Consider the following 17,422-nt stretch of genomic DNA (forward strand, 5'->3'; position numbering starts at 1 on the left):
CGCGAGCGTTGCCGGCCGTATTTTCGGTCTTCCTTGGCGCGAATGCGCGCTTTGACTCGTTCGAGCTCATCTCGCAACTTGCCCAGTGGACTCTCCTTGTCCAACGCACGGCGCTTGCCCGGGCGCATCGCGATATGCCACTCGACCTCGAGCAGGATGCCACGGGCGCTGGCCAAACCACCGTTGCATCAGGTGCATGCGCAGCATTGCCTCTACAGGGAACGGCCGACGGCCCGTTACTTTCGCCGGTGCATGGGGCGCAATCGGCGCCAGAAGATCACGCCACGGCCGGCGCGCTCCATCTCATCGCGCAGCATGCGTTTGCGCGTGCACCGGTTGAGCACCATCCTTAGCCAAGTCCGCGAGTATTGAACTTGCGGCGCCGTGGGCATCGACCGAGGCTCGCAGCCCGTCTATCCGCTTTGACAGTGTTTCCCCGCGCTGCAGCAATGCAGTTTTATTGCCGTCAGAAACATCAGGCCCGCGAATTAAGCTCTCCAATGATTCGCCGGAGAACCACGATTTTGCGCGTTACTGTATGGAGCGCCTTCTTCTCCTTTAGTAGGCCATTTTTACGTCCTAGGAGTGCTACTTGCTGACCGGGTAGCAAAATTAATTCCGTACGGACTCTCTGTCGGATTTACCTGACAGCATCGGTCTATCAGCCGATGCCGATAGCATTTCAAGATGAAATTGAATTGATTTCGATTTGCACGGGTTTAAATGCTTCGGTGAATCATCAAGAACGTGGTTGCGTAAGCCAATCCCTACAGGAGTCCAAGAGTGAGTTGATTTCTGAAATTGACTGGTGCGTCAATACTGGTACCAACGATGCCGCCGCGTTTGCGACTATCGTTCAGTTTTCGGCCAGGTCCGGTTCTGTGAACATGCCAGGCATTACGTTCAAACGAATCTTGCACTGCCGCCAATCGCAGGACTGCCACGCTACCGATCGCGGTGCAAAAAGGCCAATGAGTATCCGACCAGGCATTAATTAAGGAATCTATCATGCTAGACCTCAACGAAGACCAACGCGCAACCCGCAGCGCGCAATTGCAGCACTCCGCTGCAGAAGACACACTGCAACAAGAGACAGAGATGACCGACGGGTTTCATCTCGTCATCGACGCACTGAAGGTGAACGGTATCGAGAACATCTATGGCTTGCCCGGCATCCCGGTTACCGATCTGGCGCGTCTCGCGCAGGCCGAAGGCATGCGCGTCATCAGCTTTCGTCATGAGCAGAACGCAGGCAACGCAGCCGCGATTTCCGGTTTTATCACCAAGAAGCCCGGCATTTGCTTGACCGTTTCCGCCCCTGGCTTCCTGAACGCCGTCACGGCGTTGGCCAACGCGACGACCAACTGCTTTCCGATGATCCTGATCAGCGGCTCGAGCGAGCGCGAGATCGTCGACTTGCAGCAGGGCGATTACGAAGAGATGGATCAGCTCGCCATCGCCAGGCCGCACGCAAAGGCCGCCTTCCGCGTGCTGCACGCTGAAGACATCGGCGTCGGCGTCGCGCGGGCTATTCGCGCTGCCGTATCGGGCCGTCCGGGCGGCGTCTACCTCGACCTGCCGGCGAAGTTGCTGGCCCAGGCGATCGACGCCGAAAAGGGCCGCAAGTCGCTGATCAAGGTGGTCGATCCGGCGCCGCGTCAGCTGCCCGCGCCTGACTCCATCAAGCGCGCTGTCGATCTGCTGAAAAGCGCAAAGCGTCCGCTGATCCTGCTCGGCAAGGGTGCGGCTTACGCGCAAGCCGACGCCAAGATTCATGAGCTCGTCGAAAAGACCGGAGTTCCCTATCTGCCGATGTCGATGGCCAAGGGCCTCTTGCCCGACACCCATCCGCAATCGGCGTCGGCCGCGCGTTCGTTCGTTTTGGCGGAGGCCGACGTCGTGATGCTCGTAGGCGCGCGCCTGAACTGGCTGCTCGCGCACGGCAAGGGCAAGACCTGGGGCAAGCCGAAGCAGTTCATCCAGATCGACATCGCACCGACGGAGATCGACAGCAATGTCGCCATTGCCGCTCCAGTCATCGGTGATATCGGTTCGTGCGTCTCGGCGATGCTCGGCGAGATCGGCTCGAGCTTCCCGAAGCCCAGCGCCGAATGGCTGGGCGCCGTGGGCGAGCGCAAGGACAAGAACCTGGCGAAGATGGCAGAGACGCTCGCCAAGGATCCGACGCCAATGAGCTTCCACAGCGCGCTTCGCGTGCTGAAGGATGTCATCGAGGCGAATCCGGGCATCTCGCTCGTGAACGAAGGTGCAAACACGCTTGATTTTGCCCGTGCCGTGATCGACATGTACGAGCCGCGCAAGCGCCTCGACGTCGGCACGTGGGGCGTCATGGGCGTCGGGATGGGTTATGCCGTGGGCGCGGCGATCGTGACCGGCAAGCCGGTGCTGGCGGTCTGCGGCGACAGCGCGTTCGGCTTTTCCGGCATGGAGATCGAGACGATCTGCCGTTATCACCTGCCGGTTTGCACGGTCGTCTTCAACAACAACGGCGTGTATCACGGCACGGATGTGAATCCGTCGGGAACCAAGGATGTAGCCCCGACCGTGTTCGTCAAGAATGCGCGCTACGACAAGCTGATCGAGGCGTTCGGTGGCATCGGCTACCACGCCACGACGACGGCTGAGCTCGAAAAGGCGGTGAACGAAGCGCTCGAGCTCGGCAAGCCCGCCCTCATCAACGCCGTCATCGATGAATCCGCTGGCACGGAAAGCGGCCGCTTGACGAACCTCAATCCGCATAGCTCGGCGAAAGCGCACTAAAGCCCCCCTAAATCCCCTGATCAACGCCCCATATTCTTCGGAGAATGAAAGTGAACCTCCCACTAAAAGGAATCAAGATTATCGACTTCACGCACGTTCAGGCTGGCCCTGCCTGCACGCAAATGCTCGCCTGGTTCGGCGCCGACGTGATCAAGGTCGAGCGTCCAGGCTCGGGAGATGTGACGCGCAATCAGCTGCGGGATATCCCCGAGGCCGACGCGCTTTACTTCACCATGCTCAATAGCAACAAGCGTTCGCTGACGCTCGACACGAAGACGGCAGAAGGCAAGGAAGTCCTCGAGAAGCTGATCCGCGAATCGGACGTGCTCGTCGAGAACTTCGGTCCTGGCGCGCTCGACCGGATGGGCTTCTCGTGGGAGCGTATCAACGAGCTCAATCCGAAAATGATCGTGGCCTCGGTGAAGGGCTTTTCCGAAGGCCATCACTACTCGGATCTGAAGGTCTACGAGAACGTTGCGCAGTGCGCGGGCGGCGCCGCTTCGACGACGGGCTTCTGGGACGGTCCGCCGACGGTGAGCGCGGCCGCGCTCGGCGACAGCAATACGGGCATGCACCTCGCGATCGGCATCCTGACGGCGCTGATCGGACGCGACAAGACGGGCAAGGGGCAGAAGGTGGCCGTATCGATGCAAGACGCGGTGCTGAACCTGTGCCGAGTCAAGCTGCGCGACCAGCAGCGTCTCGAACGCGTAGGCTACCTCGAGGAGTATCCGCAGTATCCGCACGGCACATTCACCGATGTCGTGCCACGCGGCGGCAACGCGGGCGGCGGCGGGCAGCCGGGCTGGGTGCTCAAGTGCAAGGGATGGGAAACCGATCCGAACGCTTATATCTACTTCACGATTCAGGGGCAGGCGTGGGAGCCGATCTGCCGCGCGCTCGGGCGTCCCGAATGGATCAACGATCCGGACTACAAGACGGCCCAGGCGCGTCAGCCCCATATTTTCGACATCTTTGCGAAGATCGAGGCGTGGCTCGCCGACAAGACGAAGTACGAGGCCGTCGATATTCTGCGCAAGTTCGACATCCCGTGCGCTCCGGTGCTCAGCATGAAGGAGCTCGCCTACGACGAGTCGATGCGCAAGACGGGTTCGGTCGTCGAAGTGGACCACCCGGTGCGCGGCAAGTACCTGACGGTCGGCAGCCCGATCAAGTTCTCGGACATGAAGCCCGAGATCACGGCGTCGCCGCTTCTTGGCGAGCATACGGACGAGGTGCTTGCGCAACTCGGCTACACGAAGGAGCAAATCGCCAGGATGCATGAGGCCAAGGCAGTTTGACTGCGATACGCGTACCGGGACTGCTGCCGTATCAGGGCGTTGTCGACGACGCGGTGTCCGAGAACGAGGCCGCGGCGCTTGCTGCCGCGCGGCGCGTTGCGATGGCGCTCGTCGGCCCCGCCAACGCTCGGCCTGATCGTTTGCGGCGCCTTCGCGCGTGGCGGTCTTCGCCATTTAGGTAGTAGTACAGAGCAATTGGGCCGTTGGACGGCCGACCCACATGACGGTCCGACACCCCGCCGAGCGGATGCAGTGCCGCTCAGACAAACCAGTTTGGGAAACCGAAAGTGAGCAAGGAATTGAAGTGTCGGCCTCAAATATGCCGGACACTGCCGATCCGATCACCAATCAAATTCTTCGCGAGGATGCCGTGAATAATTCGCAGAAAGTTCAACCAGCCGGTTGGCTGGAAAATCGTTGGCTTTACTTGATATTAGCTGTTTTGCTGATGTGTATGGTCTCTGGTGTCCAGTATTCCTGGACTCTGTATGCAAATCCACTGAAAGACAAGTTGGGGATTTCGCTTGCTGCCGTGCAAACCGCATTTACGCTGTCGCAAGTCATTCAAGCAGTTTCGCAACCAGGTGGCGGCTTCTTCGTCGATAAATTCGGTCCTAAGGGCACACTGATGGTCGGCGGTGCAATGGTTTTGGTTGGTTGGGCATTCATGGGGCAAGCTGAAACTGCGCCAGCCCTGTACGCACTGTACACATTGGCTGGTGGCGGCGTTGGCGTCGTCTATGGTATCGCGATGAATACAGCTAACCGTTGGTTCCCGGACAAGCGCGGTCTGGCATCGGGATTTACAGCTGCTGGCTACGGTCTGGGTGTTCTGCCTTTCCTGCCACTGATTAGCGGCATGTTGAAGACACGCGGCGTTGGTCCTGCATTTGAATACACCGGCTTGATCGAAGGTCTGATGATTATCGCAATCGCACTGGTCATCAAGTTCCCAGGCCAACAAAAGGGTGTCAAAGAGGCTAAAGTTGTTACTGAAAAAGACTTCACTTCGGCTCAAATGCTGAAGACGCCGCAATTCTGGATACTGTGGGCGGCATTCTTCTCGGCAAACTTCGGCGGTCTGCTGCTGGTTGCTAATAGTGCTCCATACGGTAAGAGCCTCGGTATCGCTGCTGGCGCTATGGCGATTGCAGTTTCGATCCAAAATCTGTTCAACGGTATTTGCCGTCCATTCTGGGGCGCGGTTTCGGACAAGATTGGTCGCTACAAGACAATGTCTATCCTATTTGGCATCAATTCGATCATCCTGTTCTCGTTCCCAACAGTCGCAGCAGTTTCGACAGCCGCCTTTATCGTTGCACTGGCATTGGCATTCTTTACTTGGGGTGGTTGCTACGCTCTGTTCCCACCGACAAACAGCGACGTTTTTGGTACGGCTTATTCGGCTGAAAACTATGGCTTCTTCTGGGCAGCTAAAGCAATTGCAGCGATCTTCGGTGGCGGTCTTGGCGCAGCGATTGCTACCAGGTTCGGCTGGAATACGGCGTTTATGATCACAGGTGCTACATCTTTCATCGCATTCGCTCTGGCAACATTTGTCATCCCCAAGATGGGCAAGCCAGTAAAAAAGGACAGCAGAGTAGCTCCAGTTGAACAAGCCAATGTAATCCGTTGATAAAGGTAGCCGAATCATGTCTTCCACTCATCGCAAGAACGCCGCTGGCCCCTTTGCCGGCCTGTTGGTGATCGACCTTACGCACGTGTTGAACGGCCCGTTCGGCACGACGATCCTGTGCGACCTGGGCGCGCGCGTGATTAAGGTGGAGCCGCCGGGGCACGGCGACGACACGCGCACCTACGGCCCGTACGTTGGCGAGCCGTATGTCGGCGACCAGTCGCTCTATTTCAGCTTCGTGAATCGCGGCAAGGAAAGCATCGTGCTCAACCTCAAAGACGACGCAGACCGCGAGATCTTTCTGAAAATGGTCCGTAAGGCCGATGTGCTTACCGAGAATTTCCGTCCTGGCACGATGGCGCGGCTCGGTTTTTCGTACGAGGCGCTGGCCAAAATCAATCCGCGACTCGTCTACGCGTCGTCGTCGGGCTTCGGACAGACCGGGCCGCTGTCGACGCTTCCGGCGTACGACACCATCGTTCAGGCGATGAGCGGCATCATGGACGAAACGGGCTTTCCCGGCGGCCCGCCGACGCGGGTCGGCACATCGCTCTCGGATCTATGCGGCGGGGTCTTCATGTTTTGCGGCATTGCGAGTGCACTATACGCGCGCGAGCGAACCGGCAAGGGCGCGCACGTCGACATTGCGATGTTCGACGCGACGCTTTCCTTCCTCGAGCATGGCTTTATGTCGTACGTTGCGACCGGCCAAGCGCCCGCGCGGATTGGCAATCGGCACCCGTACATGGCTCCGTTCGACGTTTTCGCCGCGGCAGACAAGCCGTTCGTCATCTGCTGCGGAAACGACCACCTGTTCGAACTGCTGTGCACGGCGATCGGCCGGCCGGAGCTTGCAACCGACCCGCGCTTCGTGACCAACACCAGTCGCGTCGCGCACGAGCCCGAATTGAAGGCGGAACTCGAGTCGGTGCTCAAACGCGAAACCGCTGCACATTGGCTTCAGGTGATCCACGCGGCCGGCGTACCGGTGGCGCCGCTGCTGAACATTGCCGAGGCGGCACAGCTACCGCAGACCGAAGCGCGCAACATGTTCATCGAGGCGGGAGGGGTGCGGATGCCTGGCAATCCGGTGAAGATCAGCGGTTATCCCGACCCGAAGGTTCGCGCGGGGGCGCCGGCGCTTGACGAGCACGGACCCGCGCTGCGCCACGAGTTCGGCGTGCAATCCGCGCTGCGGACGGAGACCGTGCGATGAGTGCGCCGACCGAACTTTCGCTGCTGGTCTTGGTGATGGCTAATGCGGCTGGGGCGAACCTGCCCCGAGCTCGAAGCGCAATTCCTGTTTGAGCGAGATGAATGGTAAGCGGCGATCATTCTCAACAGGAAAGAGCCGCCCGAGCCGCCGCCGTCTGGTTGCCAGGCTCGGCGGCTTCCTCGCTCGCAAGGGCGATGGCGAACCAGGGGTCAAGACAATCTGGCAAGGCCTGCGACGCGTAATGGACTTCCTCGCCGGCATCAAGTACGGCAGGGAAACTGGTCACGAGTGACTTGCGTGTAATGCAATGGCTTCAGGGACTTCGGCGGCATCTGTGTCGCAGCCAGACTCCATCATCTAATGCGATGAATAATCTTGAATCGGCGCAAATGCATCCTAACGTGGCGATCTTGCTTACTTTGAATGGCGGCTTTCTTGACGCATTTACCTATCTTGGCCACGGTAAGGTACTCGCTAACTCGATGACTGGCAACATCGTGATGCTGGCCGCCAATTTTGGCGGCGGCGACATTCAACAGGCGCTGAGGCACATCTACCCACTCATCGGCTTCGTATGCGGCATTCTTGCTGCGCGTCTGCTGCAATTGATTGCCTGGCGTTACCCGCACCAACCTGCAATCATCTCACTGGTGTTCGAAATCGCGTTTCTGGCGTTCGCAGCGCTGAAAGGGCTGCCGGAATTCTGGCTGTTAGCAGGCGTTGCGTTCGTCGCGACGCAGCAATCGACGTTTTTTACGCATTCAGGAAATCAGACATATTCGTCGGTGATGACCACCAGCAATCTGCGGCGTTGCCTCCAACTGTTTTTTGAGTCGACCATACCGCAGTTCAAGGCAGCAGGTTTGCGCGATGCCGCGGTGCTTGGCGCCATCAGTCTCAGTTTCGTGCTCGGTGCGTTGGCAGGCGGACTGATTACTCACCGCTTGCACGATGCGGCACTCTGGCTGCCGGCAGCACTTCTGCTCGCGGCGTTGGTCGAGATATACAGGCATGCCCGGGGCCGTGTGTGCGACTCCATAGCAGGTTGAGGACGTGCCGCGTTGATATGCCTGTGAATGAGCGCTGTTTGCCCTCAGCCGTCTGTGGATGACGCGGCATCGACTGCATCCGGGTACCAAGGGCTAGTTGCGCCCAGATTCGAGCCCAAGGCCGGAAACACGGCAGATAACCCTCGAACTCAAGCTTACATTCGATAAAGCAAAGCGCACGCGCATTCGACGAGATATCTGCGCCAATCCAGACTGACATTCGGGTCCCACCTCCGTGCTGCACGAGGATAGAGCGTACCGTCTCACTGATCACGAGCGCCATCGCCTCACATGCAATCGGGTTTTCATTGTAGGGAAAAACTGACAGAACGTCAGGACGGAATCCATTGTGCTTCCCCGTCAGCGAGCCGATATTGAAGTCACGCAGATCTCCGTTTGCACCGAGCAGTGCACCGAGGGATGGGAATGCCGTTCGCCGGAAAACAGAGGACCGTCGAATGACCAATGATCAACGTAGCAGAGGAATACACCGAAATGAGCATACTCGCGACTTTCCATGAGCTGAACGACACGGACCCCTGGCGTGAATTTGCGCCAGGCTCGTGGATGAAACGCATCGACGTCAGGGATTTCATCGTTGCCAACGTCAGGCCGTACGAGGGCGACGGCGCTTTCCTGTCCGGTCCGACCGAGCGAACGAAAGCCGTTTGGGCCGTATTGCGGCCGTACTTTCGCGAGGAGGCCCATAAGGGCGTGCTCGATGTGGACCCCGCAACGCCGTCAACGATGACATCGCACGCACCGGGCTATATCGACCAACCCAACGAAGTGATTGTCGGCCTGCAGACCGACAAACCGTTCAGGCGCGCCATCATGCCGTGGGGCGGACTTCGCATGGTCGAGAACGGCCTGCACTCTGTCGGGATGAAGGTCGAGCCGAAGGTCGCCGAGATCTTCACCCAATATCGCAAGACGCACAACGACGGCGTGTTCGACGTGTACACGCCAGAGATCCTTGCCTGCCGGAAGGCCCACATCATCACGGGCTTGCCGGATGCGTACGGACGCGGCCGGATCATCGGCGACTATCGGCGCGTGGCGCTGTACGGCGTCGCCCGCCTGCTCGACGAGAAGGCGGCGGAGCGCGCGCAGATCGACGACGAGTGGCCGACCGATGACGTCATCCGCCTGCGCGAAGAACTCGCGGAGCAGACCCGCGCGCTGCACGACCTCGTCAAGATGGGACAGGCATACGGCTTCGATCTCACGCGACCCGCGCAAACGGCGGCAGAGGCCGTGCAATGGATCTACTTCGGCTATCTCGGCGCAGTCAAGGAGGCCAACGGCGCGGCGATGTCGATCGGCCGGATTTCGACGTTCCTCGATATCTACATCGAGCGCGACCTCGCGGACGGGACGCTCGACGAAGCCGGCGCACAGGAGTTGATCGACCAGCTCGTCCAGAAGCTGCGCATCGTTCGCTTCCTGCGCACGCCGGAGTACGACAACCTGTTCTCGGGAGACCCTTATTGGGCGACCGAATCGATCGGCGGCATGGACCTGAACGGCCGCACCTTGGTAACCCGCACCAGCTTCCGCATGCTGCAAACGCTGCGCAACCTGGGGCCCGCCCCCGAGCCCAACCTGACCGTGCTGTGGTCGAAGCAGCTGCCGCAGCCGTTCAAGCGCTTCTGCCTGGCGATCTCGCGTGATACATCGGCCGTGCAATACGAGAACGACGACCTGATGCGTCCCATCCACGGCGATGACTACGGGATCGCCTGCTGCGTATCGGCTATGCGCATCGGCAAGCAGATGCAGTTCTTCGGCGCGCGTGCCAACCTCGCGAAGTGTCTGCTCTACGCGATCAATGGTGGCCGCGACGAGATCAGCGGCGAGCAGGTGGCGCCCCCGGCGCCTGCCGTCACCGGCGATGTGCTGGTCTATGACGACGTGATGGCCAAGTTCGACGCGATGATGGAATGGCTCGCGCGCACCTATGTGCATGCGATGAACTGCATTCACTACATGCACGACAAGTACTTCTACGAACGGCTGGAGATGGCGCTGCACGACCGGGACGTCCTGCGCACGATGGGCTTCGGCATCGCCGGGCTCTCGGTGGTCGCCGACAGCCTGTCCGCAATCAAGCACGCGAAGGTCACTGCGATCCGCGGCGCCAACGGGATCGTCGAGGACTATCGGATCGAGGGGACGTTCCCGACGTACGGCAACAACGACGATCGCGTCGATTCGATCGCCGTTGAACTGGTCGAGCGCTTCATGACGAAGCTGCGCAAGCATCCGTGCTATCGCGGGGCGGTGCATACGCAGTCGGTGCTGACCATCACGTCGAACGTGGTGTATGGCAAGGCCACCGGCAACACACCAGACGGACGCCTTGCCGGCGCGCCGTTCGCACCGGGCGCGAACCCGATGCACGGCCGCGATCATATCGGCTGGCTCGCATCGTGCCTCTCGGTAGCGAAGCTGCCGTACGTGAATGCGCTGGACGGCATCAGCTATACGGTGTCCGTCGTGCCGACCGTGACGCGTCTTGCCGAAGAGGAAGGACTCGATCGCGCGATCCAGGTGTTCGATGCGTATTTCGGCGAGGGCGGCTATCACATGAACCTGAACGTCGTGAACAAGGAAACGCTGCTTGACGCGATGGACCATCCGGACAAGTACCCGCAGCTGACCATTCGCGTTTCCGGCTATGCGGTGAACTTCATTCGTCTCACGCGGGAGCAGCAGCTCGATGTCATCCACCGCACCTTCCACGGAGCTCTGTGATGCAACGTCACGACGCTACGCCGGATACTGGCGGTCTGGATCTGTCGGGCAGCCGCCACGAGTTCGGCGCCATCCGTTCGCCTGACGCTCCGGAAACGGAAGGGTTCACGGACGAGATCGGCACGTTCGGCTACGTGCATTCGCTCGAAACCGGCTCGCTCGTCGACGGGCCGGGTGTTCGTGCCACGCTGTTCCTCGCCGGATGCATGCTCCGGTGCCAGTATTGCCATAACCCGGATACCTGGCACCTGAAGCGCGGCACGCGCGTGACGGCTGACGCGGCGATCGTGCGTCTCTCCGACTTCGCGCCGGCGCTGCGCTCGATGAACGGCGGGCTGACGCTGTCCGGTGGCGAACCGCTCGTGCAGATTGGCTTTTCGAGTCGGATCTTTGCCGCCGCAAAGCAGCTGGGCCTGCATACCGCCCTGGATACGTCGGGCTTTCTCGGCGCGCGGGCGGACGACGCCTATCTGAGCCAAGTCGACCTCGTGCTGCTCGATATCAAGTCTTTCGAGCCGGCGCTTTACCACCGTCTCACCGGTGTGGCTCTCGCGCCGACATTGCGCTTCGCCGAGCGGCTTGCGGCGCTCGGCAAACCGGTCTGGGTCCGCTATGTGCTGGTGCCCGGCCTGACCGACGAGTCCGCCCATCTCCGCGCGCTCGCCCGGTTCCTGGCGCCGATGCGCAACGTCGAATGGGTCGAAGTGCTGCCGTTCCACCAGATGGGCGCGTTCAAATGGCGCAGGCTCGGGCTCGACTACCCGCTCGATGGCAAAGCCGCGTGTACGGCCGCGCAGACCGAGCAGGCCCTTGCGCTGTTGCGCAGCGAGGGCTGCCGCGCGAGATAGGCGAATCGTCCGATGACATGCCCTTATAGGGTGGCTCGAAAAACAAAAGAGGAGAATTGTGATGGCAATGTCCCAGACAGGCGATGCACTCCGCACCGTCGCAGGTCCCGCAACGCACGCGGCTCAGTGGCCTTTTCTCATGGCCTGGTTTCTCGCGCTGGTCTTCTACTTCATCCAGTACGCGATCCGATCGGCGCCAAGCGTGATGGTCCCCGAGATTGGCGCGGCATTCGGGCTCACCACGCTTGGCGTCAGCTCGCTGGTGGGACTTTATTTCTACACGTACGCCGGCTTTGCCATCATCGCAGGCGCGACGCTCGACCGCTATGGCGCAAAGCTGCCCCTCGCCGCCGGCACTTTCGTAGTAGCGGCCGGCAGCGTCCTGTTCGGGCTCGGCGCGGCATCATCGGCCGAAGTCGGGCGGCTGCTGCAAGGGGCGGGATCGGCATTCGCGTTCACGGGTGCCGTGTATCTTGCAACGCGGGGTTTCTCGCAGCGCTGGCTGGCCACCGCGGTCGGCTTCACACAATGCTTCGGGATGCTCGGGGGCTTCGCCGGACAGTTCGGCGTCGGCCCGCTCGTGCACGGGGTCGTCTCCTGGCAGGCATTCTGGATCTATGCCGCCGTGCCCACTGCGCTCGTCGCCGTTCTCCTGCTCGTCGTGACGCCGGGCCGCGGCGAACCCGCCAGCGGGTCCGTGTGGTCGATGTTCGCGCCGTACAAGGTCGTGTTGACGAACCCGCAGTCCTTTCTGTGCGGTCTCGTGGGTGGATTGCTGTTCATGCCGACCACAATCGGCGACATGATCTGGGGCGTCAACTTCCTGCGCCAGGGCCTTGGCGTGCCGGCCGCAGAAGCGGTGGCCCGCTCGTCGATGGTCCCGCTCGGCTGGGTCATCGGCGCACCGCTGCTCGGCTATCTCGCCGATCGGATTGGGCGTCGCAAGCCCGTACTGGTCGGCGGCATCGTGCTCATGCTGCTATCGATCGCGGCGATCGTCTATCTGCCCGCGCTCTTGCCGCCTTATGTTGGTGGCCTCCTGTTCGGCATCGGCTCCGGCGCGGCGATGATCCCTTACACGATGATTAAGGAAGTCAACCCGGAGAACGTGAAGGGAAGCGCCGCCGGCGCAATGAACTTCCTGGTGTTCGTTCTCAGCGCGTTCCTCGCACCTTTGTTCGGCCTCGCACTGATGCGTCTGTCCGGTGGCATGCCGCTGACGCTGCAGACGTACCAGCATGCGGATCTGATCTGGGTTGGCGCGATCGTGCTGTCTCTCGTGCTCACCCTGTTCCTGCGCGAGACGGGTGCCGCGGCGCGCACGGCGACACATGCGTAAGGCAACCGGCTCATATTGGCCGGGATGCCGGTTTCCCGGGCTTCGAGCCGGATGAGAAGCGCGCGAAATCCCTTGAAGCGAATTGATGAAGGAGCACCTTGTGGAACGCAAACGCGAAAAATACGAACGCCTGGTCTCGATGGCCGCGGCGCTGCCTCCCACGCGGACTGCTGTCGCGCACCCCTGCGATCGAAGCTCGCTCGGCGCCGTTGTCGAGGCGGCACAACTCGGGCTGATCGCGCCGACGCTGGTCGGCCCTGCGGCGAAGATCACCGCCGTCGCCGCCGAGCAAGGGTTCGACGTGTCAGGCATGCCCATCGTCGACGTGCCGCATAGCCATGCGGCCGCCGACGCGGCCGTCGCCCTCGTGCGCGAGGGAAAAGCGCAGGCACTGATGAAGGGCTCGCTGCATACCGACGAGCTGATGTCCAGCGTCGTCGCGCGCGAGACGGGTCTGCGCACGGCGCGCCGCATCAGCCACTGCTTCGTGATGGACGTGCCTGGACACGACGAGCCACTCATCATTACCGACGCCGCAGTGAACATCGCACCGACACTGGAAGACAAGATGCACATCGTGCAGAACGCGATCGACCTGGCTCATGCGCTGCACTTTCCCGAAGTGCGGGTCGCGATCCTGTCCGCGATGGAAACGGTCAATGTGAAAGTGGCGTCTACGGTTGAAGCAGCGGCGCTTTGCAAGATGTCCGATCGCCGCCAGATCGAGGGCGGCATTCTCGACGGCCCGCTCGCGCTCGATAACGCCATCAGCCCGGAAGCCGCGGCGATCAAGAACATTGCCTCGCCCGTCGCCGGACGCGCGAACGTGCTCGTCGTGCCGGACCTCGAGTCCGGCAACATGCTTGCGAAGAGCCTGACGTTCCTCGCCGGCGCGGACGCGGCGGGGATCGTGCTCGGCGCACGCGTTCCGATCATTCTGACCAGTCGGGCGGATTCGGTGGTCGTCCGGCTCGCGTCCTGCGCGGTCGCCGCGCTGGTTGCGCTCGCGCGGCGCGATCCGTCGCGAGCGATCGTCAACTGAGGGGCATTCCATGGACGTCATTCTGGTGATCAATGCGGGCTCGTCAAGCGTCAAGTTCTCGGTCTTCGGCGTGAGCGGCGCTGAGCCCAGCCGCATCTGCACGGGCAATTTCGAGGAGATCGACACCAAACCACACCTCCGGATCCGACATGCGAGCGGCGAAGCGCTGGCCGAAGAGCGCTGGTCTGCAGGTGAACCGCTCGGTCATGAGGGCGCGATCGCTTTTCTGTTCGAATGGCTCCATAGCCATGCGGCTGGCTACCGGGCGATCGGCGCCGGTCATCGGTTCGTGCACGGCGGCAGCCGATACGCGACGGCCGTGCGCGTCGACGACGAGGTGATTGCCAACCTCGAAGCGCTCGTGCCGCTCGCGCCGCTGCACCAGCCGCACCACCTCAGCGCGCTGAGGGCGATCGCTGAGCGGCATCCGGCCTTGCCACAGGTCGCTTGCTTCGATACCGCATTTCACCACGGCCAGCCCGCAATCGCGACGCAGTTCGCGCTACCCCGCGACATCACGCAGCAAGGCGTGCGGCGCTATGGCTTTCACGGCCTGTCGTACGAGTACATCGCATCCGGCCTGTCCCGTTACGACGAGCGCGCTGCGCACGGCAAGACGGTCGTGCTGCACCTCGGTAACGGCGCGAGCATGGCCGCCCTGGACCAGGGCAGGAGCATCGCGAGCACCATGGGCTTTACTGCACTCGAAGGCCTGCCGATGGGCACGCGCACGGGCAGCCTCGACCCCGGAGTCCTCCTGTGGCTGATGGACGAACACAAGATGGACGCCCGCGCGATCGAGAACCTGCTCTACCGCCGCTCGGGGTTGCTGGGTGTGTCCGGCATATCGAGCGACATGCGCACGCTGCTCGAAAGTGACGATCCTGCGGCGGCCAACGCGGTCGATCTGTTTTGCTATCGGATCTCGCGCGAGCTTGGCTCGCTGGCGGCCGCCCTCGGCGGGCTCGACGCGATCGTGTTTACCGGGGGGATCGGCGAGCATGCGCCGCCCGTGCGCGAACGGGTGTGCCGCGCTGCGGCATGGCTCGGCGTCTCGCTCGACGTCGCTGCGAACGGGCGTCACGGACCGAGGATCAGCACGGCGGGCAGCACGGTTGCGGCATGGGTAATCCCGACCAACGAGGAGCTCATGATTGCACAGCACACGCTTGAACGACTGGAGGTGTAAAGACATGTCCACTGTGACCAATACCGTTTCTCCCATTGCCGTGCCGGCCCAATGCATCATCGAATATGCGACTGACGCATGGCAAAGGGGCGCACTGTTTCTGGATGCGCTGCGCCAGCGAGGAAACATCTATCTCGATCACGCGAGTGCCGGCAAGCCGCCCGTCCTTGCGTTCAAGTATGAAGTCGTCGCGGATGGTCGCGAACTGCCACATCCGGTCAACTATGCACTGGCCCGCATCATTCCGCCCGATGGTGTTGTCACGCCGGACCCGACGAAACGCCCATTCGTCGTCATCGATCCGCGCGCAGGACATGGCCCAGGTATCGGTGGCTTCAAGATGGACAGCGAAATCGGGATCGCGCTGCGCCAGGGGCATCCATGTTATTTCGTGTTCTTCCTCCCGTACCCGCAGCCGGGCCAGACGATCGAATCCGTCGCACGAGCCGAAGCCGCGTTTCTGGAACGGGTAGCCCAATTGCATCCGGACGCCGAAGCCAGGCCGTTCGTGATTGGGAATTGTCAGGGAGGATGGGCGCTCCTGATTCTGGCTGCAGCAAAGCCCGAGCGCGTCGGGCCGATTCTGCTCGCGGGATCGCCCGTCTCGTACTGGGCTGGCGTCGAAGGCAAGAACCCGATGCGTTACACAGGTGGCATGCTCGGGGGAACATGGCTCGCATCGCTCGCCGGCGATCTCGGGAACGGCATGTTCGACGGCGCCTATCTGGTCAATAACTTCGAACAGATGAATCCGGCGAACACCTACTGGAAGAAGCTCTACAACGTCTACGCGAATATCGATACCGAAGCGGAGCGCTTCCTCGAGTTCGAGCGCTGGTGGGGTGGCCATTTCCTGATGAACAAGGAGGAAATGGAATGGATCACGCAAAACCTTTTCGTCGGCAATCGTTTGTCCGCAGGCGAGGTGGTGTCGGCCGACGGCAACGTTCGTATCGATTTGCGTAACATCCGTTCGCCCATCATCGTGTTCGCCTCCTGGGGCGACAACATTACACCGCCGCAACAAGCACTGAACTGGATTCCTGACCTGTACGACAGCGTCGAGGAGATCCGAATCCACGAACAGACGATCGTCTATTGCCTGAACGAAAAGGTCGGTCATTTGGGAATATTCGTCTCAGCGGGCGTCGCGAAGAAGGAGCATACGGAATTCATCAGCGCGCTCGATCTGATCGATACTCTGCCGCCCGGTTTATATGAAGCGGTGATTGAGGATACGCGGTCTGGCCTGCCGGGATTGGAGTTTGTCAAGGGGCGCTACCTGATCCGCTTCGAAGCGCGCGAAATCGACGACATACTTGCACTCGATGACGGGCGCGACGATGAGCGCGCATTTGAGGTTGTCAAGCGGACCGCCGAGATCAACCAGTGCCTCTATGACACCTTTATATCCCCATTCGTGAAAGCTGCATCGAATCCGTGGACGGCTGCGTGCACCAGGCTGATGAACCCTGCACGCGTCGAGCGCTGGACGCTGTCAGACCTGAATCCGGCGATGTGGGGGGTCAAGATGATGGCGGATGCAGTGCGTGCGCACCGCCAGGCTGTTTCGCCCACGAACCCACTGCTTGAAAGCGAGCATGGCGTATCGGACGCGATCGCGCATGGGCTCGATACCTATGGGGCATGCCGGGACAGCACGGTCGAGATGGTGTTCAAGGCAGTCTACGACTCACCATGGCTCGCGGCACTGGTCGGCCTCAAGCGGGAGTCCGTGCAACAACGCCTGCACGAGGCCGATAGCTGGCTTAACGAAGAAGTCAGGCGCCTTAAGCGCCGCGAGCTTGAAACGTCGTTCGAGCATGGCACTTTCCTTGACGGTGCGATGCGGGTACTGGTCTATTGCGGCCGCGAACTCCATGTCGTCGACGAACGACCGTTCAATGCGATGCGCGACTTGCTGCGCGAATCCGGGCTCGACCGCACCATCCGTCTTGCTGACCTGAAGCAGGCCGCCAGGCGTCAGACGTTCCTCGTGCTGTGGGACGAAGAGCGCGCGGTGGCTGGCCTTACACAACTGCTGCCGACAACGTCGGAGCGCCGCCGGGCACTCGACGCCGCGCGGGCACTCGCGGCTACGCGTGGCGACATCGCGCCGGCGCAACAGGTCCGCCTCGACCGCGTTGCCGCCAGGCTCGGCCTCGCGCCGCGAGAGAAGCCCCTGAAATCGACTGAACCGACTTGATGAAGGAGCGCGCTATGGAATGCAAACGCGGGAAGTACGAATTGCACACGCTTGAGCA

12 protein-coding genes and 2 pseudogenes are annotated in these 17,422 nt (G+C 61.4%); 13 read left to right on the top strand and 1 reads right to left on the bottom strand.

The genetic code is table 11. The features are described from left to right. Positions 1 to 17: 17 nt before the first annotated feature. Positions 18 to 347, bottom strand: a pseudogene (locus tag K307_RS51210) (hypothetical protein); the annotation flags it as partial. Positions 348 to 1,008: 661 nt separating this feature from the next. Between K307_RS51210 and oxc the strand changes: the two are divergent. The 13 genes and pseudogenes from oxc to K307_RS31640 all read left to right on the top strand — a co-directional run bounded on the left by oxc (position 1,009) and on the right by K307_RS31640 (position 17,364). Continuing rightward, positions 1,009 to 2,781, top strand: coding sequence for an oxalyl-CoA decarboxylase (gene oxc, locus K307_RS31590; RefSeq protein WP_080745280.1), 1,773 nt, complete (start codon positions 1,009 to 1,011; stop codon positions 2,779 to 2,781). A gap of 50 nt (positions 2,782 to 2,831) precedes the next feature. Then, positions 2,832 to 4,082 (top strand): formyl-CoA transferase, encoded by a 1,251-nt coding sequence (gene frc / locus K307_RS31595; RefSeq protein ID WP_042887609.1) that lies wholly within the window; start codon positions 2,832 to 2,834, stop codon positions 4,080 to 4,082. Positions 4,083 to 4,302: 220 nt separating this feature from the next. Then, positions 4,303 to 5,718 (top strand): oxalate/formate MFS antiporter, encoded by a 1,416-nt coding sequence (gene oxlT / locus K307_RS31600; RefSeq protein ID WP_230626195.1) that lies wholly within the window; start codon positions 4,303 to 4,305, stop codon positions 5,716 to 5,718. A 16-nt stretch (positions 5,719 to 5,734) separates the two neighbouring features. Next, a complete protein-coding gene (gene yfdE / locus K307_RS31605) occupies positions 5,735 to 6,934 on the top strand; it encodes a CoA:oxalate CoA-transferase (RefSeq protein WP_155301304.1) in 1,200 nt (399 codons plus the stop codon). Between the two features lie 42 nt (positions 6,935 to 6,976). Further along, positions 6,977 to 7,042, top strand: coding sequence for a hypothetical protein (locus K307_RS51215; protein ID WP_419187207.1), 66 nt, complete (start codon positions 6,977 to 6,979; stop codon positions 7,040 to 7,042). A gap of 43 nt (positions 7,043 to 7,085) precedes the next feature. Then, positions 7,086 to 7,226: pseudogene (locus tag K307_RS51220) on the top strand (IS4 family transposase); the annotation flags it as partial. A 73-nt stretch (positions 7,227 to 7,299) separates the two neighbouring features. After that, the gene (locus tag K307_RS31610) at positions 7,300 to 7,983 is read left to right on the top strand and encodes a YoaK family protein (protein ID WP_042884888.1); all 684 of its coding nucleotides are present in this window, start codon (positions 7,300 to 7,302) and stop codon (positions 7,981 to 7,983) included. Positions 7,984 to 8,478: 495 nt separating this feature from the next. Beyond that, entirely contained in the window at positions 8,479 to 10,740 is a 2,262-nt protein-coding gene (gene pflB, locus K307_RS31615) for a formate C-acetyltransferase (RefSeq protein WP_042887612.1), read from the top strand. Next, complete coding sequence (pflA, locus tag K307_RS31620) at positions 10,740 to 11,588, top strand: pyruvate formate-lyase-activating protein (protein WP_080745282.1); 849 nt, start codon at positions 10,740 to 10,742, stop codon at positions 11,586 to 11,588. The genes pflB and pflA overlap by 1 nt, the downstream gene beginning before the upstream one ends. 61 nt (positions 11,589 to 11,649) lie before the next feature. Then, positions 11,650 to 12,927 (top strand): MFS transporter, encoded by a 1,278-nt coding sequence (locus tag K307_RS31625; protein WP_230626197.1) that lies wholly within the window; start codon positions 11,650 to 11,652, stop codon positions 12,925 to 12,927. Between the two features lie 100 nt (positions 12,928 to 13,027). Further along, positions 13,028 to 13,969 carry a phosphate acetyltransferase gene (locus K307_RS31630; protein ID WP_042887616.1) on the top strand — a complete coding sequence of 314 codons (942 nt, stop codon included), beginning with the start codon at positions 13,028 to 13,030 and terminating at the stop codon, positions 13,967 to 13,969. Between the two features lie 10 nt (positions 13,970 to 13,979). Then, entirely contained in the window at positions 13,980 to 15,158 is a 1,179-nt protein-coding gene (locus tag K307_RS31635; protein ID WP_042884890.1) for an acetate/propionate family kinase, read from the top strand. Positions 15,159 to 15,162: 4 nt separating this feature from the next. Further along, the gene (locus tag K307_RS31640) at positions 15,163 to 17,364 is read left to right on the top strand and encodes a DUF3141 domain-containing protein (RefSeq protein ID WP_051975239.1); all 2,202 of its coding nucleotides are present in this window, start codon (positions 15,163 to 15,165) and stop codon (positions 17,362 to 17,364) included. The last annotated feature ends 58 nt before the right edge of the window (positions 17,365 to 17,422 follow it).

Source organism: Cupriavidus necator A5-1, assembly GCF_000744095.1.
Classification (GTDB): Bacteria; Pseudomonadota; Gammaproteobacteria; order Burkholderiales; family Burkholderiaceae; genus Cupriavidus; species Cupriavidus necator_A.

Bases quoted from the DNA above. Each gene is read 5' to 3' on its own strand.
- yfdE (WP_155301304.1), top strand. From the start codon at position 5,735: ATGTCTTCCACTCATCGCAAGAACGCCGCTGGCCCCTTTGCCGGCCTG.
- oxlT (WP_230626195.1), top strand. From the start codon at position 4,303: ATGACGGTCCGACACCCCGCCGAGCGGATGCAGTGCCGCTCAGACAAA.
- K307_RS31610 (WP_042884888.1), top strand. From the start codon at position 7,300: ATGAATAATCTTGAATCGGCGCAAATGCATCCTAACGTGGCGATCTTG.
- pflA (WP_080745282.1), top strand. From the start codon at position 10,740: ATGCAACGTCACGACGCTACGCCGGATACTGGCGGTCTGGATCTGTCG.
- pflB (WP_042887612.1), top strand. From the start codon at position 8,479: ATGAGCATACTCGCGACTTTCCATGAGCTGAACGACACGGACCCCTGG.
- K307_RS31635 (WP_042884890.1), top strand. From the start codon at position 13,980: ATGGACGTCATTCTGGTGATCAATGCGGGCTCGTCAAGCGTCAAGTTC.
- K307_RS31625 (WP_230626197.1), top strand. From the start codon at position 11,650: ATGGCAATGTCCCAGACAGGCGATGCACTCCGCACCGTCGCAGGTCCC.
- K307_RS31640 (WP_051975239.1), top strand. From the start codon at position 15,163: ATGTCCACTGTGACCAATACCGTTTCTCCCATTGCCGTGCCGGCCCAA.
- oxc (WP_080745280.1), top strand. From the start codon at position 1,009: ATGCTAGACCTCAACGAAGACCAACGCGCAACCCGCAGCGCGCAATTG.